This is a genomic window from Glutamicibacter sp. 2E12 (genome assembly GCF_050030965.1).
Classification (GTDB): Bacteria; Actinomycetota; Actinomycetes; order Actinomycetales; family Micrococcaceae; genus Glutamicibacter.
Genome location: NZ_CP188297.1, coordinates 42,676 through 60,818 on the forward strand (window position 1 = coordinate 42,676; position 18,143 = coordinate 60,818).

General features: G+C 61.1%; 18 protein-coding genes and 1 pseudogene. 5 read left to right on the top strand and 14 right to left on the bottom strand.

What is annotated here, in order from left to right:
• Window positions 1-22: 22 nt before the first annotated feature.
• The gene (locus ACP3TE_RS00135; protein ID WP_426734733.1) at window positions 23-517 is read right to left on the bottom strand and encodes a class I SAM-dependent methyltransferase; all 495 of its coding nucleotides are present in this window, start codon (window positions 515-517) and stop codon (window positions 23-25) included.
• Between the two features lie 386 nt (window positions 518-903).
• Entirely contained in the window at window positions 904-1,347 is a 444-nt protein-coding gene (locus ACP3TE_RS00140) for a hypothetical protein (RefSeq protein WP_426734735.1), read from the bottom strand.
• 286 nt (window positions 1,348-1,633) lie between these two features.
• Here ACP3TE_RS00140 and ACP3TE_RS00145 point away from each other — a divergent pair, with 286 nt between their 5' ends.
• The 3 genes from ACP3TE_RS00145 to ACP3TE_RS00155 all read left to right on the top strand — a co-directional run bounded on the left by ACP3TE_RS00145 (window position 1,634) and on the right by ACP3TE_RS00155 (window position 6,524).
• Window positions 1,634-4,009, top strand: coding sequence for a SpaA isopeptide-forming pilin-related protein (locus ACP3TE_RS00145; protein WP_426734737.1), 2,376 nt, complete (start codon window positions 1,634-1,636; stop codon window positions 4,007-4,009).
• A gap of 69 nt (window positions 4,010-4,078) precedes the next feature.
• Window positions 4,079-5,488, top strand: coding sequence for a SpaH/EbpB family LPXTG-anchored major pilin (locus ACP3TE_RS00150; protein ID WP_426734739.1), 1,410 nt, complete (start codon window positions 4,079-4,081; stop codon window positions 5,486-5,488).
• Window positions 5,489-5,612: 124 nt separating this feature from the next.
• Window positions 5,613-6,524 carry a class C sortase gene (locus tag ACP3TE_RS00155; protein ID WP_426734741.1) on the top strand — a complete coding sequence of 304 codons (912 nt, stop codon included), beginning with the start codon at window positions 5,613-5,615 and terminating at the stop codon, window positions 6,522-6,524.
• Between the two features lie 29 nt (window positions 6,525-6,553).
• Here ACP3TE_RS00155 and ACP3TE_RS00160 read toward each other — a convergent pair whose 3' ends face one another.
• Complete coding sequence (locus ACP3TE_RS00160; protein WP_426734743.1) at window positions 6,554-7,258, bottom strand: class I SAM-dependent methyltransferase; 705 nt, start codon at window positions 7,256-7,258, stop codon at window positions 6,554-6,556.
• Between the two features lie 212 nt (window positions 7,259-7,470).
• On the opposite strand from ACP3TE_RS00160, the gene ACP3TE_RS00165 reads away from it, so the two are divergent.
• A complete protein-coding gene (locus ACP3TE_RS00165) occupies window positions 7,471-8,079 on the top strand; it encodes a hypothetical protein (RefSeq protein ID WP_426734745.1) in 609 nt (202 codons plus the stop codon).
• 121 nt (window positions 8,080-8,200) lie between these two features.
• Here the strand turns inward: ACP3TE_RS00165 and ilvC are convergent, their stop codons facing one another.
• The 3 genes from ilvC to ACP3TE_RS00180 form a co-directional block, all read right to left on the bottom strand.
• Entirely contained in the window at window positions 8,201-9,232 is a 1,032-nt protein-coding gene (gene ilvC / locus ACP3TE_RS00170; protein ID WP_013348730.1) for a ketol-acid reductoisomerase, read from the bottom strand.
• Between the two features lie 122 nt (window positions 9,233-9,354).
• Window positions 9,355-9,873: an acetolactate synthase small subunit gene (gene ilvN / locus ACP3TE_RS00175; protein WP_105658085.1), complete on the bottom strand. Its 519-nt coding sequence runs from the start codon at window positions 9,871-9,873 to the stop codon at window positions 9,355-9,357.
• Window positions 9,874-9,876: 3 nt separating this feature from the next.
• Window positions 9,877-11,760, bottom strand: a complete 1,884-nt coding sequence (locus ACP3TE_RS00180; RefSeq protein WP_105658084.1) for an acetolactate synthase large subunit — start codon at window positions 11,758-11,760, stop codon at window positions 9,877-9,879.
• A 619-nt stretch (window positions 11,761-12,379) separates the two neighbouring features.
• Here ACP3TE_RS00180 and ACP3TE_RS00185 point away from each other — a divergent pair.
• Window positions 12,380-12,841, top strand: coding sequence for a hypothetical protein (locus ACP3TE_RS00185; protein WP_105658083.1), 462 nt, complete (start codon window positions 12,380-12,382; stop codon window positions 12,839-12,841).
• A gap of 81 nt (window positions 12,842-12,922) precedes the next feature.
• Here the strand turns inward: ACP3TE_RS00185 and ACP3TE_RS00190 are convergent, their stop codons facing one another.
• The 8 genes and pseudogenes from ACP3TE_RS00190 to ACP3TE_RS00225 all read right to left on the bottom strand — a co-directional run bounded on the left by ACP3TE_RS00190 (window position 12,923) and on the right by ACP3TE_RS00225 (window position 18,141).
• On the bottom strand, window positions 12,923-13,447 hold the full coding sequence (locus ACP3TE_RS00190; protein WP_332728512.1) for a hypothetical protein: 525 nt from the start codon (window positions 13,445-13,447) through the stop codon (window positions 12,923-12,925).
• 80 nt (window positions 13,448-13,527) lie between these two features.
• Window positions 13,528-14,052, bottom strand: a complete 525-nt coding sequence (gene idi / locus ACP3TE_RS00195) for an isopentenyl-diphosphate Delta-isomerase (protein ID WP_402697568.1) — start codon at window positions 14,050-14,052, stop codon at window positions 13,528-13,530.
• Between the two features lie 26 nt (window positions 14,053-14,078).
• Window positions 14,079-14,942, bottom strand: coding sequence for a prenyltransferase (locus ACP3TE_RS00200; RefSeq protein ID WP_402697566.1), 864 nt, complete (start codon window positions 14,940-14,942; stop codon window positions 14,079-14,081).
• Window positions 14,939-15,259: a lycopene cyclase domain-containing protein gene (locus ACP3TE_RS00205; protein WP_426734749.1), complete on the bottom strand. Its 321-nt coding sequence runs from the start codon at window positions 15,257-15,259 to the stop codon at window positions 14,939-14,941. The genes ACP3TE_RS00200 and ACP3TE_RS00205 overlap by 4 nt, the downstream gene beginning before the upstream one ends.
• Window positions 15,249-15,611 carry a lycopene cyclase domain-containing protein gene (locus ACP3TE_RS00210; protein ID WP_426734751.1) on the bottom strand — a complete coding sequence of 121 codons (363 nt, stop codon included), beginning with the start codon at window positions 15,609-15,611 and terminating at the stop codon, window positions 15,249-15,251. The genes ACP3TE_RS00205 and ACP3TE_RS00210 overlap by 11 nt, the downstream gene beginning before the upstream one ends.
• Window positions 15,608-17,134: a phytoene desaturase family protein gene (crtI, locus tag ACP3TE_RS00215; RefSeq protein WP_426736260.1), complete on the bottom strand. Its 1,527-nt coding sequence runs from the start codon at window positions 17,132-17,134 to the stop codon at window positions 15,608-15,610. Before crtI ends, ACP3TE_RS00210 begins: the two co-directional genes overlap by 4 nt.
• A gap of 3 nt (window positions 17,135-17,137) precedes the next feature.
• Window positions 17,138-17,206 (bottom strand): annotated as a pseudogene (locus ACP3TE_RS00220) (hypothetical protein); the annotation flags it as partial.
• Window positions 17,197-18,141, bottom strand: a complete 945-nt coding sequence (locus tag ACP3TE_RS00225; protein WP_426734753.1) for a phytoene/squalene synthase family protein — start codon at window positions 18,139-18,141, stop codon at window positions 17,197-17,199. The gene ACP3TE_RS00225 and the pseudogene ACP3TE_RS00220, both read right to left, overlap by 10 nt.
• Window positions 18,142-18,143 lie beyond the last annotated feature (2 nt).

Sequence of the window (18,143 nt, forward strand, 5' to 3'; positions counted from 1 at the left end):
TGCAGCTCGAGGACGCTGCAACTCAGGAACGCGGGCCGTTCTCGTACCGCTCGGGAATGATCTTTTTGGAAGCATACTTGGAATATGGCGGATCCCAGCCCTGGTAGACGCTGATTCCGGCTTCGAGGAATGCGGTCATCGTCTCACGCAGCGGCCGATGCCAAGAGGTCGGTGATGCGGCCTGTCCTGTGAAGGACAGTTCATCGGTGTATTGGACCCGCTGGAAATAGTCTTTGCCAGGGTGATTCCACGGGTACTGGATCGGATGGTTCAGCGACAGTAAGTGCCTGCCGCCAGGCTTGAGTACGCGCCGTATTTCTGCCAGCGGCCCTGTCCAGTCCTCCAAGTAGTGCAAGACCAGCGAGGCGATTGCGTCGTCGAAGGAATTCGTCTCGTAGGGCAGTTTCTGCCCCAGGTCCGTGACCCGCAGATCAGCACCGTACTGGAGCCGAACACGCGTCAAGTCGATTATCACCAGAACCGCAACGGTTGTCGAGGAACCGCCGCCAGGCGACATGACCGGCCATCTGGAGTATTTGCCGGCCGGTCGTAAAAGACAGTGAGAAGGGTCGGCTCGTTCTCGTCCGAAAGAGCCCGCGCAAAGTCCTCGTAGGTGGTTCCAGCGGTCTCTGTTCACCTCTTTTTAATTTCCTTTTTAGGCGACTTATTAGAGCTTTTTCAGGACCCCACGGTATCCGTTTTCCACGAGAAACTTCGCGTTCTCAGCCTTTCCAGCCAACAAATTGATCGTCCGCATCGTTTTATTAATCTTCAGTGTTGACGAAAGTGAAATCCATCCGATACGCTGTCGCCATATCACTCGCCCGGATTTTGGGGGTCCGGCAAAACTTGGGGAAAGCCAGTTGGTCGTGGGGATCAATTGGCTGTAATTTAGGCACTCGTTTATGGGAAACGAGCGTCAAATTCTACGCACCAGTCTGCGTTCTTCAGGTTTAGCATCCCCAATGTCCTCGGATATTGGGGAATTCTTGTGTTTGGCAGACCTGTTGGGGACAGAGTTGCACGACGGAACAACGGTCGTACAGGTAAAAAGTCCTTGCTCTGGGGAGCAAAAAAACATTGCACTTCGCAAAGCGCCTTTTCCAGTGTTGCAATTAGCGCCGGAATTGTCTTCTCTCTGGCATTCGCCGGAACTTTTGTGCCAGCTTCCGCTACTTCGGTGAGCGAATCTTCAGCGGAAGCAAAACTCGCACCGTCGGCTGCTGAAACCGAACCGGCAGCCACGCTTGTTTCCGCGACGCCCACGAGCCCGGCACCCTCTTCGACTGAGCCTTCCGCTGCTGCGGCTTCTTCCGAAACCTCAGCGCCAAAAGCGAAAGCGTCCAAGCCGCCGGTTGAAACCAAGCCAACGGTAACGCAGTCGCCGAAGGCCGCGCCGGAAACTGAATCCGAGGCGCCGGTTGTTCAAACGCCACGAGCCGAGGAATCGGCAAGCGAAGAGGAAAAAGCCTCCGAGGCACCTTCTAGGGCTCCAGCGTCGAAAAGCCCGACAGCAACTGCGCAGTCCTCGGCACCTGCCGAGCAGTCGCCTACCGAAACTGCCAAGAAGCCATCGGAATCACCATTACCGACAGCCTCGCCCAGTGAGGCTGACAACAAACTGCTCGCACCGATGGCAGTAGGGGACGTCTGCAGTGCTTCCCAGGCATCAACTCAGATTCTTGGGGGATTTGAGCTTGATGGCAACCTGTGCGCCAACGACGGTGCCCTGGATGATTGGACGACCGTTTTGACGCAACCATCGGGCAACGATGGTTTCGACGACAGTACCCAATTCACCCGCGGTGCCAGCGAAAGGAGCTGGCCGTGGGCTGCGAACCAAGTGAACGGTACGGGCCAAGCATCCGGCCAAGCAGATATTGGCCGCAACTACGCCTATTCGACAACCAGCGATGGCCATGTCTTCGCCTTCTTGGGATTCGAGCGAGGGACAAGCACCGGCACCATCCGCTACATCGTTGAGCTCAACGCCAAGAAGAACGACCCCGCGGTGATTCCCACTCCGATTCGAACCGACGGCGACCTCCGCCTGAGCATCGAGCAGGATGGCAATAATAATCTGGTCCTCGCCGGTGCCTACATGTGGAACGCGAGTACCGAAAAGTGGGTGCAGCAGCAAACCCTGAGCGGTTTTGTCGGTGCGACGAATACCCAGCCCATTACCGGCTTCGATGGAATCAGCACGATCCCGGTGCGAGGCTTCGCGGAAATCGGCGTGGATCTGACTGCCCTGTTTGGGGAAGCTACCTGTACCGGAAATTACGGCACGCTGAATCTGCGTTCCTCCTCCTCGCGTGAAGAAACTTCCAATTTGGGTGACTGGATCGCCCCGATTTCCCTTGCCGTGCCAAGCACCTGCTCCAGCGTGCTGGTCGAGAAGAACTGGGTCATCGACGGTGAGGAATTCGAGAACGGCCAGCAGCCCGATGGCATCGCCGCTGCACTTGAGCTGACCGGCCAAAACTCGCCTCAGTTCGGTACCGGCTACGCCAAGTACAGCAATGGCACCGATTACGAGGCCAATGATGAAATCACCATCGGCGAGTCGGTGGCCCAGCTGCCCGCAGGGTGCACCAATGCCCCCTCGGGAGATCTGGGTGACCATGTATTGCAACCTGGACTGAACTCCTACACGGTGACCAACACCGTCAACTGCACCACCCTGACCTTGGAAAAGGAAGTCATCGGCGAGGCAGCGGCCACGGAATGGACGCTGTCAGCTGATGGCAGCTCAACGGATCTGTCCGGAGTGACCGGCAGCGAAGGCGTCACCAATGTCCCGGTAGCTGCCGGCCAATACGTCATCTCCGAAACCGGACCGGAAAACTACCAGCTGACGGACCTGGCTTGCGAGGGCGCGGTGGTTGGCGATGGCAACACCATCACCATCACTGCCGGAAGCAAGGCCACCTGCGTGCTCACCAACACCCAGGAAATTGACCTGACGGTCACCAAGACCTGGGTGGTCAATGGCACCGAGTACGCTCACGGCGAGCAGCCGGCAGGAGATGCGGAGTTGAGCATTGACGGCCAAGCAGCTGAATTCGGGACAACCAGTTCCGGGCATCTGATCGGGGACGAGGTGGCCATCGAGGAAACCCTCACCGGCACGCTCCCCGAGCTGTGCCAGGTGACCAGCTCGACCATTGACGGCGTCGAAGGGCAATCCGCCACGCACACCATGGCCGGGACTCCCTCGCCCAATGTGGTGGCAATCGTGAACACCGTGGAATGCGAACAACTTTTGACGCTGGTCAAGGTGGTGGACAACGAGGACTTCAACGGAACCTCGACCACCGATGACTGGACGCTGAGCGCTTCGGGCACCGCGGGGAGCATCGAAGGAAAGACCGGAGAAACGGCCGTCACCGAAGCATCGGTGGGCGTGGGAACCTACCAATTGGCCGAGGAAGGCACCGCCGCAGGCTACGAACCAGGCACCTGGAGCTGCGTCGGCACCGGAAGCGGCGAAGGAGCGGCGATCACGCTGGAGCTTGGCCAAGAGGCCACCTGCACCATCGTGAACACGGCCCTTCCCGGTTCGGCCAGCTGGACCAAGACCACCGTTGACGGCGACCTGCTTGCAGGTGCCGAATGGACCCTGACCGGACCGCTGGGCGATGAGTCGGAAGCCATCGCGGTCACCGACTGCATGGCCGAAGGCTGCACCGGACCGGATATGGATCCAGCCAAGGGCAAATTCGCCTTGGCAAACCTGAAGTGGGGCAGCTATACGCTTCAGGAAACCACCGCTCCTCCGGGCTACGTCAAGGACGAGCAGATCCATGAGTTCGAGGTCACCGGCGACGCACTGCAGATCGAGCTTGCTGCCATTACCAATGAGCAGCAGGACGGTCCCGTGCTACCACTGACCGGTGGCATCGGCCGAGATCAGATTTATCTGATTGGCGGCGCAATCCTGGTACTGGGGCTGGGCATCTGGGGTGCACAGGCCTTCCGTATCCGTCATAGCCGCAACCTCGGCTAGATTCAACCAATTCACCAATCACGCTGAACTTGGGTAGGCGTAAAAATCACTCGCACAAAAGGAGTAATCGTGTTCACGCAACGCAGACTCGGCAAGCTGATTGCCGGAGCAAGTGCCATGGCACTTGCTGGGATGGGGCTATTTGGGGTAGCCGCCGCATCCGCTGACGAAATTTCGGATATTACGCCGGGGACCCCCGGCAGCATCTCGGTCCACAAGTCTTCAGCGGACCCTGTTGAAGGCCTCAACAACGGCTCCCTGCTGGAACCGGACCCCGGCGCGGGCCTGGGCCTGGATGGCGTTGAATTCACCTTGCAGCAGGTGCTGTTCGACGGCGAGCCAATCGACTTGAGCGTGGCCGACGGCTGGGAACTGGCAGAAGCCCTGGCACCAGAATCCGCCGGAGGCGCATTGCCTGCAGGCTACACCCTGGACACCAGTGTCCCCCAGGTAACAGTGGGCGGTATCGCTACCTTCAGCGGTTTGGACTTGGGACTGTATCTGGTCACCGAAACCGATTCGGGCGACAACCTGATCGATGCCGCGGCCGCACCGTTCTACGTGAGCATTCCTTATCCGAATGCCGACGGCACCTGGAACTACGACGTGCACGTCTATCCGAAGAACACGCTGAACACCATCGAGCAGACCAAGACCGTGGATGATACCGCCGTGTTCCTGGGCGATGAGGTCACCTGGACACTGGTCACCGATGTCCCTGACTCGGATCTTCCCTACAAGTCCTACACCTTGACCGATAGCCTCTCGGGGAACCTCGATTTCATCTCCTGGGAGTCGGTATCGATTGGCACCGGGGAACTCGTTCCTTTTGATGACTACACCATCTCGGCCGACAATGCGGTGATCACCTTCACCGGGGCGGGCCTCGCCAAACTCGATGCGGCTGGTGCGACCACCGTGACGGCCGTCTTGAAGACCAAGGTCAACTCGATCCCTGAAGGCGGAGTCATCGAGAACACCGCGACCGTGAACATCAATGGCACGGAAGCTGATGGCACCACCAACACCAACCTGGGCACCTTGCAGCTGGAAAAGAAGGCTGAAGGCGAGAACGGTGCACTGCTGGACGGCGCGGAATTCGAGCTCTATGGAACTGCACCTGATGCCGAGGGCGAACCCACCAGTTCGCCTCTGGCTACCGGAACCACGGTAGACGGGGTCGTCAAGTGGGAACTGCACCTGGGGATCGAGGACGACATGGAATCGAGCTACTGGGTCAAGGAAACCAAGGCGCCAGCCGGATACGTGCTTCCCGCTGATCCGTGGTCCGGCGAACTGGTTGTCACCAACGGCCAGATCCTGATCGAGACCATCACCAACCACAAGCCGACCGGTCCTGATCTGCCGCTCACCGGTGCCTCGGGCACCGTGCTGTTCACCATTGCAGGTCTTGGCCTGATGGCCGCCGCCGGTGGTGCGGTACTGGTGAAGCGCCGCCGCTCGCGCACCCAGGGCTAACCCGCGTACTGCTTGATGCAGCACCAGGGTAGCCAGTAGATGGTGGGAGAACTAAGCATTGCTTGGGACTCCCACCATTTTCTTTCTGAACTTCCTGATTCCCAAGACTTCATAGGCAGAAATCATGAGCTCAACTCCCAGTTCCACGCTTTCCCCTCCCCCGCAGCACAGGAACCGCTGGCGCGTCCCGGTGTCCACGCTGGTGATCGCCGTCGTCTTCCTGGCCGGTACGCTCATGCTGCTGTACCCGCCAGCGGCGAGCTGGTTCTCGCAATACAACCAATCCAAGATCATCAAGGAAATCTCCAGCGACGTGTCCCACGAGGGCAGCTCCACGATTTCCCAGGAGCTGCAGCGGGCCCGGGAGTACAACGAGGAACTGGTTGGCGGCGGCTTATTGGCCCCGGGCAGCAATATCCCTACCAGCAACGGATCGGTGCGGGAAGATACCGAGTACGATTCCCTGCTCAACGTCAACAGCGAGGGGCTCATCGGCCGGCTGCGAGTCCCGTCGGTGGACATCGACCTGCCGATCTACCACGGTACCGATGACCAGACCTTGCTCAAAGGCGTCGGGCACCTGCAAGGCACCGCACTGCCTGTGGGCGGGCAGTCGATGCATGCGGTGCTGACCGCTCACCGCGGGTTGCCCGAGGCCAACCTGTTCAACGATCTGCCCCAGGTGAAAATCGGCGAGACCTTCAGCATCGAGGTCTTCAATGAGGTGCTGACGTACCGGGTGGTTGAAACGCAGACGGTAGAGCCGGATGAGACGAAGGCTCTGACCCCGCAATTCGACAAGGATCTGGCCACCCTGGTCACCTGCACTCCCCTAGGCATCAATACGCATCGCATGCTGGTCACCGGCGAACGCGTGCACCCTACGCCGCGCGCAGATCTGGAAGCCCTCGGCTCCACTCCTGAGATCCCGGGCTTCCCCTGGTGGAGCGTCTGGCTCGGATCAGCACTGCTGCTCCTGGGTACTTGGGTGTTTCTTGCAGGTCGCACCCGTTCTGGCAGGAACATCGGCGGCTAACCCGCAGCGGCAGGTTTGCGCCTCGCCGGCTAGCGCGTCGAGCGCAGCGAGAAGAACAGGAAGCTCAAGAACGCGTCGCGTTCGCGCAGCTCTTCTGGAATCACGCCTTCGGGCGCATCCTTGGCATACGGAGGCTCCCAGACACGTTCCACCGCGAACCCTGCGGAGATCAGCGCCGTCATGGTTTCATGCAAAGGCCGATGCCAATAGGTCAATTCGGCAGGCTTCCCCTTGAAAGTCACTTCGTCGGTGTACTGGGTGAGCTGGAAGTAGTCCTTGCCGCGGTGGTTGAACGGGTAGAGAATCGGGTGGTTCACCGACATGATGAGCCGGCCGCCGGGCTTGAGCACCCGGCGGACTTCTTCCAGTGCGTAGTCCCAGTCCGGCAAGTAGTGGAACACCAATGAAGCAATGGCGTCGTCAAAGCTGTTGTCGGCATACGGGAGCTTCTCCCCCAATGTCGCCACTTTCAGGTCCGCGTCCTCGCCCAGCCGCTGGCGTGCCAGATCCACCATGGCCCGGCTGGTGTCGAAGCCCGAGACGCTCGCGCCACGGCTCATGAGCTGCTCGGACAGCGGACCGGCGCCGCAGCCGATATCCAGGATGTCCCGGCCGGCAACCTCTCCCGCCAGTTCCAGGGTGGCTGGCCGCTCATAGTAGGCGTTCAGCATGCTGAATTCGTTCTCGTCAGCGTAGTCTTGGGCGAAATCGTCGTAGTTGCTTTCCTGTGGCACGGGCGCGCTCCTTTGCATGGTTTTGCCCGAGCCTAGCAAAGGCTTCAACTAATCATTGGGAAAACACTCGACTGCTCGGGTAACGCTTTGACGGCAATAGCCGCAATCGATCACAATCGCGTCCAGCCATAGTTTCTATTCCCAGTCCAGATTAGAATCAGCACATGGGACCGATCAGTGCCCATGCTCGCTCGACTTTCCATGGGGAGAAATTGAATAAATTAGTTCAGCGTTCGCTCGCTGTCATCGCTTCGGGAGCACTTGTATTCTCCGGTGTCTCCGCGGCCACGGCCGCTCCGTTGCCCACCAGCATGTCATCTGCCAGCATCGTTGCTGCGAAGAAAAAGGCTCCTGCGGTAACCATCAAGAAAATCGGCACGAAAACAGTCAAGGGTTCAGCCAAGGCAACCATCAAGCCTAGCTATTCCAAGGCAAAGAACGTGAAGATCAAGTCGGCGTTGCTGAAGGTGGTCAAGGGCAACAAGACCGTCGCCAGCAAGAAGAAGTCCGTCAAGCTTGCAGCGGGCACCTACAAGGTCACCACCACGGTCAAGTACCAGCTCAAGGGCAAGACCTCGACCGTGCAGAAGACGCAGACCTTGCTGGTGAAGAAGGCGGCCGCCAAGCGTTCCGTGAAGATGAGCGGCAAGGCGAAGAACTGCCCTGCAGGCTACCCGGTGAAGGGCAACCGCACCGGCAGCCAGAAGGAGTGGAAGTACCACGTCAAGGGACAGCGCTTCTACAACATCACGAAGCCAGAAGAATGCTTCAAGACTGCAGCTGATGCGCGCAAGGCCGGCTACCGGGCTTCGAAGCTCTAAACCTGCCTGGCTGGTATCCGACCCAGCAGACCAAAAAATCGACCTCGGTTGCTTCCCAAATGGAAAGCAACCGAGGTCGATTTATTTTGTTCAGCTTATAAAGCTAGTTGTCAGCGCGCAATTAGCGGGCTACCGAACCATCTACGTAGTCATCCGAGGATGCATCCGAGATCCAGGAGAACAGCGAGCGCAGTTCGCGGCCGGTGGTCTCGATTGGGTGGGCTTCGCCCTTGGCGCGCAGTTCCTTGAACTCCGGAGCGCCGGCCTTCTGGTCTTCCATGAAGCGGTTGGCGAAAGCCCCGGACTGGATATCAGCCAGCACAGCCTTCATGTTTTCCTTCACCTCTGGGGTGATCACGCGTGGGCCGGAGACGTAGTCGCCGTACTCAGCGGTGTCGGAGATCGACCAGCGCTGCTTGGCGATGCCGCCTTCCCACATCAGGTCAACGATCAGCTTCAGCTCGTGCAGCACCTCGAAGTAGGCGATTTCCGGCTTGTAGCCAGCTTCGGTCAGGACCTCGAAGCCGTACTGGACCAGCTGGGAGGTGCCACCGCACAGCACAGCCTGCTCGCCGAACAGGTCGGTTTCGGTCTCTTCGGTGAAGGTGGTCTCGATAACGCCGGCACGGGTGCCGCCGATGCCTGCTGCGTAGGACAGTGCCAGTTCCTTGGCGCCGCCGGTGAAGTTCTGCTCCACGGCGATCAGGTCAGGGATGCCGCGGCCGGCTTCGAATTCGCGGCGCACGGTGTGCCCTGGCGCCTTGGGAGCAACCAGTGCAACGTCGACGTTGGCTGGTGGCTGGATGAAGCCGAAGCGGATGTTGAAGCCGTGGCCGAAGAACAGCGCGTTGCCCTCTTCGAGGTGCTCGGCGATCGACTCGGTGTAGACCTGGGCCTGGACCTGGTCCGGGGTCAGGATCATGATGACATCTGCCCAAGCCGCTGCCTCGGCAACGGTAGCTACCTTCAGGCCTTCGGCCTCGGCCTTGGCGCGGGACTTGGAGCCCTCAGCCAGGCCGACGATAACCTCGACGCCCGAGTCGCGCAGGCTCAGTGCGTGGGCGTGGCCCTGGGAGCCGTAGCCAATGACAGCTACCTTCTTGCCCTGGATGATCGAGAGGTCTGCGTCGTCTTCGTAGTACAGATCAGCCACTGTAATTCTCCTTATTTGTGCTTCTGGTAAAGAAGTCTTGTGCTTAGGCACTGTTGCTTTCTTCTAAGCTAGGTGCCAAATACCTAAATTTGTAGTTCGTGTCTCTTGAAGTCGTTGTGCGCTTAGGCGGACAGCGTCTTCAGGGCACGGTCGCTCATCGACTTTGTTCCGCGTCCCACGGCCAGCGTTCCGGCCTGGACGATCTCGCGGATGCCGAATGGCTCAAGTACTGCCAGCAGTGCTTCGATCTTCGCCGCATTGCCGGTGGCCTCAACGACCAGCGAGTCCGTGGATACGTCGATCACCGATGCGCGGAACAGCTCCGCGGCCTGGGTGACCTGCAGTCGCGTCGCCGCATCGGCGCGCACCTTGATCATGATGTGGTCGCGCTGCACCGAGGTTTCCGGCAGCAGTTCCACGATCTTGATGACGTTGACCAGCTTGTTCAGCTGCTTGGTGACCTGCTCCAGGGAATCCCCTTCGGCGTCCACCACCACGGTCATGCGGCTGATGCCGGCAATTTCCGTGGGGCCCACTGCCAGCGAGTGAATGTTGAAGGCACGGCGGGCGAAGAGGCTGGCGACGCGGGTGAGCACGCCGGGAACGTCTTCAACCAGTACCGAAAGCGTATGCTTTGCCATGTTCTAGTCCTCCTCTTCCCATTCAGGGGTCATGCCGCGGGCAATCTGGATCTGGTCGTTGCTGACTCCCGATGGGACCATTGGCCACACCATGGAGTCGGCCGAGACCACGAAGTCGATGACTACCGGACGGTCATTGATTTCCAATGCCTTCTGGATGGTCGCATCGATATCCTCGTCGCGTTCGCAGCGCAGGCCCACGCAGCCGTAGGCGTCGGCCAGCTTCACGAAGTCCGGAATCCGGGCGGTTCCGTGGCCGGTGTTCAAATCGGTGTTGGAGTAGCGGCCATCGTAGAACAGGGTCTGCCACTGGCGGACCATGCCCAGCGACGAGTTGTTGATGATGGCAACCTTGATGGGGATCCGGTTGATCACGCAGGTAGCCAGTTCCTGGTTGGTCATCTGGAAGCAGCCATCTCCGTCAATGGCCCAGACCACGCGGTCCGGCTGCGCCACCTTGGCGCCCATGGCGGCAGGCACCGAGTAGCCCATGGTGCCCAGGCCGGCGGAGTTCAGCCACGAGCGCGGGCGCTCGTACTTGACGAACTGCGCTGCCCACATCTGGTGCTGGCCCACGCCTGCCACGTAGACGCCTTCCGGACCGGTCAGCTCGCCGATGCGCCCAATGACGTTCTGCGGAGCCGAGAGGCCATCGTGGGTTTCGGTGTAGCCGATCGGGTAGGTTTCGCGCAGGCGGTTGAGCAGTCCCCACCAGCCAGCCAGATCCTGCTGGGCTTCGTTCTCGAAGCGCGAGGCGCAGGCCTCGTGCAGCTGCGGGATGATTTCATCCAGCGAGCCAACGATCGGCACATCGGCCACGCGGTTCTTGGAGATTTCCGCAGGATCGATATCGGCGTGGATCACCTTCGCGTTCGGCGCGAAGGTGGAGAGCACGCCGGTGACGCGGTCATCGAAGCGGGCCCCGAGGGTAATGAGCAAATCCGACTGCTGCAGTGCGGTGACCGCAGAGACGGCACCGTGCATGCCGGGCATGCCCACGTGCTGTTCATGCGAGTCCGGGAAGGCACCGCGTGCGGTCAGCGTGGTGACCACCGGCGCGTTGATGAATTCCGCGAATTCCTTGAGCTGCTCATGGGCGTTGGCCTTGATCACGCCACCGCCGACGTACAGCACCGGGCGGGTTGCCGAAGCGATGAGCTTGGCGGCTTCGCGCAGCTGCTTGTTGTGTCCGCGGGTGACCACGCGGTAGCCCGGCAGGTCGACCTTTGGCGGCCATGAGAAGGTCATGTCGCTCTGCTGGGCATCCTTGGTGATATCCACCAGCACCGGACCGGGACGGCCGGTCTGCGCCAGGTAGAAAGCGCTGGCCAGCGTGCGCGGAATGTCTTCCGCGTTGGTGACCAGGAAAGCGTGCTTGGTAATCGGCATCGTGATGCCGACAATGTCTGCTTCCTGGAATGCGTCAGAGCCAATGAAAGCGCTATTGACCTGACCGGTGATTGCCACCATTGGTACCGAGTCCATATTGGCATCGGCCAGTGCGGTGACGAGGTTGGTTGCGCCTGGTCCGGAAGTAGCGATGCATACGCCCACTTCCCCGCTCACCATGGCGTAACCCTGTGCGGCATGGCCGGCACCCTGTTCGTGGCGGACCAAGATGTGGTTAATCTTGGTCGAATCCATCAGTGGATCATAGGTGGGAAGGATGGCCCCACCTGGTAATCCGAAGACGTCTTTGACGCCCAGTTCTTCCAGCGAGCGGACGATGGCTTGTGAGCCCGTCATCTGTGTGGGAGCAACGATATTATTCGGACCCTGTACCGGGTTCGAAGCCTCCACGACGGAAGAGACAGCGGCGGCGGCATCCTTGGTTCGATTGATTGACTTCGCAACCGACGCCGGATTGGCGGGTGTTGAGTTGCTCATCGGGATCCTTTCCATATCTATCTCTTCGTTTGCGCATAAAAAACGCCCCGCGGCCGTCACTACTGACGAAAGGGGGCTTGCGCGTTACCGACGTACTGTCCGTGGTGTTGGACAGTGTCTCAGGCTCCGCGCCTGATAACTAGTAGTACATCGGTGTTTGTTTGCATGCCTCTAGTTTTCTCCACCTCACGGCAAAGAGCAACTAGACACCCTGTTTATCTCATTATATGAGATGGATGTCCAAGCCTTGGACGCGACACCGCAAACAAGCCTTGGCTTTTTCGCTTCATAGGCACCAAAAGTGCCTGTCGAAACGGGATTAGCTGGAGACAAGCACCAGCTGCCGGGAATGCGCATCGCTCGCGCTGCGCACCCCTTGCTCCAAGGAAGTCCCCTGCCATGCAGTTGGTTTCGCTTGCAGCGTTGAGCCGGGAAAGGCATGAGTTCCGTCGATGGCCACACGGGCGCATGGCTTGGCGACTCAATTAGCATCCTGGCTCATTAATCCCATTCTAGAAGTCAATATGACCAATCAGATAACCCATGACGTGCCGATGACACATTTCGATAAATGTTGCGACTGGTCAAATTGTCCAAAGTTATCGGTAGAGTATTAGTTATGGACAAGCGCCCAGACGAAAATCCAACCCAGCAGGTAAAGGCCCGCCTCCATGAGGCCTTCGACTCGCAGATCCCCAACTTCGCCAGCTACAATCTCGTGGCGGGCACCGGCATCGCCGGCTCCGGAGGGCTCAAGGTCATTGGATATCGGCGCCAACCAGCGGAACTGATTATTGCGCCAGTGAATGCCAGCAGCTTGGAAGCATCCGAGGATGCGATCAACATCAACAATACGAATGTGAACCAGCTCGCCGAGCTCAGCGATGGCGGCTACGAAATCGCGATCTCTTCGGGCCGAGTGTTCCGCTTCAGCATTCCCGAAGCGCCGAGCATCGACTTGCATGTCGATGATGCCATCAGCATTGGTGCCACCATTGACCAGAAATCCGATGCAGAGGACTTCGCTGATTTCATGGACCACTTCATGAACACCATCGAAGGCACCGAGAACTTCGTATAGCCGGCAAGAGAATTCCCGATAGCAAAGGCCATCCCGCCAGCTAGCTCCATTGGAAGCTACGCGGCGAGATGGCCTTTTCGCTTACAAAGCCCCGGGATGATTCCCGCGGTAGTCGGAGGCGAGCAGCTGCCCTTCGACGGTGAGGATCTCAACCCGGTCCAACTCGATTGATTCGTAGCCGACGGAGGTCATGACCCGCTCGGCATAGCCGGCAGCACTGCCCTCCGCGATCCAATCGCTGCCCTCCACGACAATGGCGAGCACGCCCTGGACTGGAGAGAGCCACCCCACGGTGGCGTACTGGATGGAATCCTCGGCGAATGAATGGAAGCCGGCGGCGCCCTGGCCATTGAGGTACTGGAAGATCTTCTGATCCGCCCATTCCTGGCGCCCTTCGACTTCCTGGAGGTTGTCGGCATACTTCGGCAAGGCCGCGATCTGCGGGCTCACGCCAGGAGTTTGCGCGGATGCTTCGAACTGGAGCGGGGCACAGCTGGCCAGGGACGAAGCCAGCACCAAGCCGCCGGCGACCACACTGGCCTTGCGCAACGCATCGATGGCCACGCAGCGCCGCTGGATTCCGGAAGAAATTACTTGAAGCACCATGCAATCGAGCATAGCCAATGACCCGGACAATTCCACAGGAATCACCCTGCACGGATTCCACGCCGGCGGCGGGCCCGGAATCAGCCTTGCTCGACCTGGTACAGGGACATCCCTGCAGCCTGCATCACCAGCCACGGGCTGAAGGCCCACGGGGTGGCGCGCAGGGCTTCACCGAGTTGTGCCGGATCCGCCCAGCAGTAGTCCATGACTTCGTCCGGGTTAGCGGAGATCTCGCTGTCGATTATCGCGGTGAAGACCGGGCAGATTTCGTTTTCCACAATGCCCGAGGCATCCACGGCGCGATAGCGGAAGTCCGGCAGCGCCGATTCGATGCGGCTGACCTTGAAGCCGAGCTCATGGGCCGCGTGGCGCGTAATGGCTTCTTCGAAGCTCTCGCCGGGCTGGGGATGCCCGCAGAAGGAGTTCGTCCAGACCCCTGGCCAGGTCAACTTGGACAGGGCACGACGCGTCACCAGCACCTGGCCAGCTTGATTCTGCACATGGCAGGAGAATGCCTGGTGCAGCACGGTATCCGTGGTGTGAACCAATTCTTTCGGGTGCGTGCCAATAGGCTGGCCTTGATCCGAAAGCAAAATGACGTCCATTGAAATCCTTGAATCCCCATCCGGGTCTAGTAGGTGAAAAGTGCCGAAAAGATCAGGAGCATGGTCAGCAGGAAACCGCACAGGTAGTTGATCCACAAGAATCTCTTCCATCCTCGATTAACCGTACCCGAGCTTGCATCGCTGATTCCAAGATGGGGTAGGACGTTGAGCACATAGGCCAGGGCCAGCACCGCCGCCCAGCGGCCAATCCCCGAAAGGCCCACCGCCACGAGCACTCCGGCCAGCAGGTAGGCGGCCAAGACCAGGTAGATGGTCGTGCGGGCCGACAAGGCGGTGGCGATCGAGGACAGCCCGCCTTGGCGGTCGGGAACAATATCCTGGATGGCGCCCAGGGCGTGGCTGGCCATCCCCCAGAGCAGGAACGCGCCGAAGACCAGCCACTGCTCGGCCTGCACGCTGGCGCCAGCAAGCACCCACCCGTAGACCGCCGGGGAGACGAAGTGCACCGCGCTGGTCAGCGAGTCCAGCCCGGGCCTTTCCTTGAAGCGCAGCCGCGGTGCGGAGTAGGCCAGCACCGCAAGGATGGACACGGCCAGAACGAGGTTGGCTGCGCCGTCCCCGGCTGCCGCGAGCACCACGAGGAACGGCGCGGCGCACAGGACGCAGGCGATGAGCAGCGCCTTATGGCTCTGCCTGGACAGCAACGCCCCTTCGAATCCTCCCTTGCGCGGATTGCGCAGGTCCGATTCGTAGTCGAAGACATCGTTCACGCCGTACATCAGCAGGTTGTAGGGGAAGAGGAAGAACACCGTGCCCAGGACCAGGCGCCAATCGATCCCGCCGCCGGCCAGCAGATAGGCGGCGGCAAACGGGTAGGCGGTATTCACCCAGGAGATGGGGCGTGAGCTCAATACGATTCCGCGGATCATGAAGCGTCCTTTCTGTGGCTGCGGGCACCGAGCAGCCACCACAGCCCGGGAACCAGGAAGACCGCGCAGGCGGCGTAGAAGAAGTCTTCAATCGGGGCCAGGCCCAGATGCAGCCCGGACAGCGTCCCGCTGCCGTAGCCAAACAACCCGGCGTAGATCATCAGGTTGTCGAAGATCGCCGTGAGCACGAGCATCAGGGCCATGGCAGCGCCCAGCGGCTTGGCCACCGAGCGCAGGCGCTGCTTGCTGGCGGCCAGCCCGGCGGCAAAGACGGCCATGGCCGCAAATAGGAAGCAGAGGCTCAATTCAAGGAACATGGTTCTCCCCCAACGTGCGCTTGGATGCTTTCGGGTTCCGGTTGCGCAGCATGCTGGCCAGCACCGGCAGCCCGGTGAAGGCAATCATGGCGCAATAGCACAGGAAGACCAGGAAGAAGACTTCTTCCAAGGGGAACTGCTCGCCCACCATGATTCCGGTCATGAGCTCCGATTCCTTATGCAGGAAGATGCCCTGCCTGATGGCCAGCACATCCCAGAGCACGAAGAATCCGGTGCCCAGCCCCAGGGCCAGGATCCCGCGCACCGGATGGCGGAAGATGAAGAGCTTTCCCTTCGCGTCCAGCAACCCCATGCAGGCCAGCAGTGCCAGCAAGATGCCCAGGTAGATCATGCTCCGGCCTCCTGCCGCACCGTGGCCGCGAAGTTTTCGTCCATGGGCCCCGCGGCCTTGATCCCGAGCACCGCTTTGGCAGCCAGTTCCCCGCTGATCAGGCACATCGGCACACCGATTCCGGGGCGCACGGTGCTGCCGGCATAGTGCAGCCCGCCCACCTTGGCGCTGCGGTTGCCCGGACGCAGCATGGCGCTTTGCCCCAGGATATGGGCCAGGCCCAGCGCACCGCCTTTGAAGGCGCCGTACTGCTGGACGAAGTCCCCCGGGCCGATGCTCTGGCGCACCACGATCCGCTCGCGAAGATCCTTGATGCCAGCCCATGCGGCCAGCTGGTCGATGGCCGCGTCGGCCACCGCTTCCACCGCGGCATCTCCTGCCCCATCGGCTGCGCCAATCCCCCATTCGGGCATGGCCGGAGCTGGAACCAGGATGAACAGGTTCTCGCAGCCCTCCGGGGCCACCGAGGGGTCGGTGGCACTGGGCTTGCAGACATAGATGCTGGTTTCCGCCTCCAGCATCCGCCCTTGGCGAATCCGCGAGAAATTCTCTTTCCAGTCGGTGGTGAACAGCAAGTTGTGGTGCTCCAGCTGCGGCAGCTTGCCGCTGATGCCCAGGCAGAGCAGCACCGCGCTGGGGCCGGGGTCCTTGCGCTGGAAGCTCTTGGCGGTATGGGTCTGCAGCGCTTCGGGCAGCAAATGGCCTTCCAGGTGGCGCACATCGGCGGCTGCGATCACCTGGGTCGCCGGGGTGCGCTGCTGCCTGCCGTGCGCGTCGATCCAGCGCACCGCGCTGACCCGGGGATTTTTCCCTGCGCTGGCTTCAATGGCCGTTGCGGTCGCTGAGAGATGGATGGCCGCGCCGTGTTTCCGGGCCAGTTCGGCCATGGCGTCGGCCACCGCAGCGAAGCCTCCCATCGGGTATTTCACCCCGTCGGTGAGGTCCAGGTGGCTCATCAGCTGGTAGAGCGCAGGGGTGCGGCTCGGGCTGGAGCCCAGGAACACCGCCGGGTATCCGAGCAGCTGGCGGATCTCGTTGCTCGAAAAGCGCCGGGCCACATGGCTTTCCAAGCTGGAGGCCAGCAGCTGGGCCAGTTGCGGGGTCCGGCGCAGGATCCTTGGGTGCAGCAGGGAGGTGAGCGAGTTGAAATCGTCATAGAGGAAATGCTCCAAGGCCAATTCATAACCCTCCTTCGCGGTGCGCAGGTACCGCTCCAAGGCTGGGCCGCTGCCCGGTTCCAGGGCTTCGAAGAGTCCGCTGGCCGCGGCGCCGGTACCGACATCCACCGGTTCTTCGCGGCCCTGGAAGAAGGTGCGGTAGCCGGTGGCCAGTTCGCGCAACTCCAGCTGTTCGCTGGCGCTGGTGCCCATGAGCTTGAACCAGTGCTCGAAGACCTCGGGCATCAGGTACCAGGAGGGGCCGGTGTCGAAGCGGAACCCGTCGCGCTCCAGTCGTCCGGAGCGACCGCCCGGATGCGGCTGCTGCTCGATCAAGGTGACCTTGCAGCCTCGGGCGGCGAGCAACCCGGCGCTGGCCAGGCCGGAGAATCCGCCCCCGATGACTACGACTTCTCTTTGTGCGTGGTTCATCTGCTTGCTACTTCCATTCTTGGCTTGCGGCCGGTGGTGCCCCGGGTGCCCAGCAGCACGCGGGCGGCGATCAGCGCCTTGCGCGGGGCGGAGACCGAGATGCGGGTGCGCAGCAGTTGGGAGGCCGGGGCCTTGTCCAGCTGGGAGTTCAGTTCGCGGAACAGGTCATGGGCCAGGCGCACCGCCCGGGCAGCGGACGGGGCCAGGTAGGGCAGGCCGGCGCGGGCCTGGGCCAGGTCCTGCTCGATCTGCGCAACCAGCTTCGCCTTGCTTGGCTCATCGAATCCTGCCGGGTCCAGGCCGGGAAAGTAGCTGCGTCCCAAATCTTCGCTGTCTTCTGCCAGGTCGCGCAGGAAGTTGACCTTCTGGAAGGCCGCGCCCAGGCTGCGGGCGGCGTGCTTGGCGCGCTGCGCCTGGGCAGGCGTCAAGTCCGGCGCGGCGGGCATCGCCTGGAAGACCTGCAGGCACATCAGCCCGATGACTTCGGCCGAGCCGTAGATGTAGTCCTGCAAGCTGCGCGCATCATGCTGCCCGGTGCCCAGGTCCGCGCGCATGGAGGCGAAGAACGGGGCGGTGAGCTCGGCGTGGATGCCGGTGGCCCGGGCGGAAATGGTGAAAGCGTGGACCACCATGTTGGTGCTGTACCCGCGTTCCATGGCGCGCAGGGTTTCCGCTTCCAGCTCGTCCAGGCACGCGGCGATGGCCTGGTTGTCCAGGCCGGCCTGGCAGGCCACCCCATCCACGATTTCATCGGCCAGGCGCACCAGCGCGTAGATATTGGCGATGTGCCGGGCGCTGGCGGCATCCAGCAGCTTGCAGGCCAGCGAGAACGAGGTGGAGTATTCGCCCAGCACCACCCGGGCGCTGCGCTGGGCGGTGCGCGAATAGTGCTCCAAGGCGGCGGTGCCTGCGGTGCTGTGAGGGGAATTGTCAGGTTTCATGG